At 72.6% G+C, this 2901-nt stretch carries 3 protein-coding genes; 1 reads left to right on the forward strand and 2 read right to left on the reverse strand.

Annotated elements, in window-relative coordinates:
• Positions 1-351: 351 nt before the first annotated feature.
• A complete protein-coding gene (gene hemB, locus VN520_RS14950) occupies positions 352-1347 on the forward strand; it encodes a porphobilinogen synthase (RefSeq protein ID WP_325747398.1) in 996 nt (331 codons plus the stop codon).
• A gap of 34 nt (positions 1348-1381) precedes the next feature.
• Here hemB and VN520_RS14955 read toward each other — a convergent pair whose 3' ends face one another.
• Together VN520_RS14955 and VN520_RS14960 are read right to left on the reverse strand one after the other, a co-directional pair.
• Positions 1382-2041 (reverse strand): response regulator transcription factor, encoded by a 660-nt coding sequence (locus tag VN520_RS14955; RefSeq protein WP_325747399.1) that lies wholly within the window; start codon positions 2039-2041, stop codon positions 1382-1384.
• Positions 2038-2901: sensor histidine kinase (locus VN520_RS14960; RefSeq protein WP_325747400.1), on the reverse strand; the 864-nt coding region annotated here is incomplete at its 5' end. The genes VN520_RS14955 and VN520_RS14960, both read right to left, overlap by 4 nt.

The raw sequence follows: 2901 nt of genomic DNA on the forward strand, positions 1-2901 counted from the left end.
GCCCGGGTGCGCGGCGGCGCCGGACGACGACCTGAGGGTCGGCGGCGACAGATGTGCGGGCCCGGCTGCTCCTCGCGGAGCGGCCGGGCCCGTCCTGTTTCCGGTCCGCGGCTCGCGCGCCGCGTACGGTCCCGGGCGGGACGGGCCAGGGCGGGGCGGAGTTCGTGGCGCAGGGGTCCTCGCGCCTTCACCGCACAGGGGGGCTCCGGTTCGCATCCGGCCGGCCCTGTTCCACCCCGCCGGGCGCGTGGCCGCGGTTCGTCCGCGCGGCGGTCGGGCGTCCGCAGGAGCCGGGTTTTTCCGGCTCCGCTGTCGGTAAGCCGGTGAGGCGGGCGGGTCTAGTCTCGAAGGATGACCGATTACGGAAACTTCCCCGGCTCGCGGCCCCGCCGGCTGCGGACGACCCCCGTCATGCGGCGCATGGTCGCCGAGACCCGGCTCGACCCGGCGAACCTGATCCTGCCCGCGTTCGTGCGCGAGGGCATCGACGCCCCGGTCGCGATCTCGGCCATGCCGGGCGTACAGCAGCACACCCTGGACACGCTGCGGAAGGCCGCCGTCGACGCCGTCGCCGCGGGTGTTTCGGGGATCATGCTCTTCGGTGTCCCGCTGGACGGGAAGAAGGACGCGCGGGGCACGGCGGGGACCGACCCGGACGGGATTCTCCAGGCCGGTCTGCGGGCGGTGCGGGAGGAGGTCGGGGACGACCTGGTGATCATGTCCGACCTCTGTCTGGACGAGTACACCGATCACGGCCACTGCGGGGTGCTGACCGAGGACGGCCGCGTCGACAACGACGCCACGCTGGAGCGGTACGCCGAGATGGCGCAGGTCCAGGCGGACGCGGGCGCCCATGTGGTGGGCCCCAGCGGCATGATGGACGGCCAGGTCGGGGTGATCCGGGACGCGCTGGACCAGACGGGCCACGAGGACGTGTCGATCCTCGCCTACACCGCGAAGTACTCCTCCGCCTTCTACGGCCCGTTCCGTGAGGCGGTGGGCTCCTCGCTGAAGGGCGACCGCAAGACGTACCAGCAGGACCCGGCGAACATCCGGGAGTCGCTGCGGGAGCTGGCGCTGGACCTGGAGGAGGGCGCCGACATGGTCATGGTCAAGCCGGCCGGTCCTTACCTGGACATCCTCGCGAAGGTCGCCGACGCGGTGGACGTGCCGGTCGCGGCGTACCAGATCAGTGGCGAGTACGCGATGATCGAGGCGGCCGCGGAGAAGGGCTGGATCGACCGGGACGCGGCGATCCTGGAGAGCCTGACGGGCATCCGGCGCGCGGGGGCGCGGATGATCCTGACGTACTGGGCGACGGAGGTCGCGCAGCGGCTCGGGCGCTGAGCCGGGGTGCTGCCTGAGCGGGCCGTGCGCCCGCTCAGGACACCAGGCCCTGGCGGTAGGCGTAGACGACCGCCTGGACGCGGTCGCGGAGGCCGAGTTTGGTGAGGATGCGGGAGACGAAGGTCTTGACCGTCTCCCGGCTGATCACGAGGGACGCGGCGATCTCGTTGTTGGAGAGGCCGTCCGCGATGAGGCGCAGGACCTCCAGTTCGCGGGGGGTCAGCGGGATGCCGGGTCCGTGGTCGTCGGCGGGGCGGATCCGGGCGGCGTACCTGCCCACGAGCTGGCGCGTCACCTCGGGGTCCAGCAGGGCCGCGCCGGCGGCCACGGTCCGGATGCCGTGGAGGAGCCGGTCCGGCGGTGCGTCCTTGAGGAGGAACCCGCTCGCACCGGCGCGCAGCGCCTCGTAGACGTATTCGTCCAGGTTGAACGTCGTCACCACGAGCACCTTGACGGGGTGCCGCACTCCGGCACCGGCCAGCAGGCGGGTGGCTGCGATGCCGTCGAGCACCGGCATGCGGATGTCCATCACCACGACGTCCGGGTGCACCTTCCCGGCGAGTTCGACGGCGGTTTGTCCGTCCCCGCATTCGCCCGCGACCTCCAGGTCGGGCTGGGCGTCGACGATCGTCGCCAGCCCGGTGCGGATCAGCACCTGGTCGTCGCAGATCAGGACCCGGACCGGTGCGGTCATGAGGAGCTGCCCGCGGGGATGCGGCCCCGGACGACGAAGCGGCCGTCCGGCTGCCGGCCCGCGCTGAAGTCGCCGCCCAGGACTTCCACCCGCTCGCGGAGACCGGCCAGGCCCCGTCCGCTTCCGCCGGTGAGCGCGGCCTCCGAGCCGGTGCCGTCCGTGCCGACCTCCACGGTGATCTCCCTTTCGCCATGGCGCACCTGGACACAAGTGCGGCTGCCATGAGCGTACTTGAGGGCGTTCGTCAGGGATTCCTGCACCATCCGGTAGGCCACGAGGTCGGCGCTGCCGGTCGATTCGGCGGGGGTGCCCTCCTCCGTGAACTCCACCGGCTGCCCGGCCCGTCGCGTCTGTTCGACGAGGGTGAGGAGCCTGCCGACGGGCGGTGGTGTGGCCTCGGTGCCGTGGTCGGGGTTGAGCAGGTCGAGCAGGTGCCGCAGGTCGGTGATGGCCCGCCGGCCGGTGTCCGTGACGGCGGTGAGGCTCTGGTCGAGGCGGTCGGGCGCGGCGGTCAGATAGCGTGCCGCCTCGGCCTGTACGACCATCGCCGTCACGTGGTGGGTCACGACGTCGTGGAGTTCACGGGCGATGCGGGTGCGTTCGGCGGTGCGGGTGTCCTCGGCGACGCGGTGGCGGTGCTCGGCTTCCGCGGCGCGGGAGGAGCGGTGCCATGCGCCGACGCCCCAGGCGAGGGCCACGGCCAGGTAGAACGTCACGAACTCGCTCGGCGGTTCGCCGGGGCCGAGCTGGTGGAGTGCGACTGCCAGCGGGATGTACGCCGTGGTGAAGGCGAACGCGGCGGCACGCCGGTGGTGTTCCAGCAGGGACGCCAGGCTCATCAGCGCGATGGGCAGCGCGGT

Origin of the sequence: Streptomyces sp. (assembly GCF_035563135.1) — a bacterium.
Taxonomy (GTDB): Bacteria; Actinomycetota; Actinomycetes; order Streptomycetales; family Streptomycetaceae; genus Streptomyces.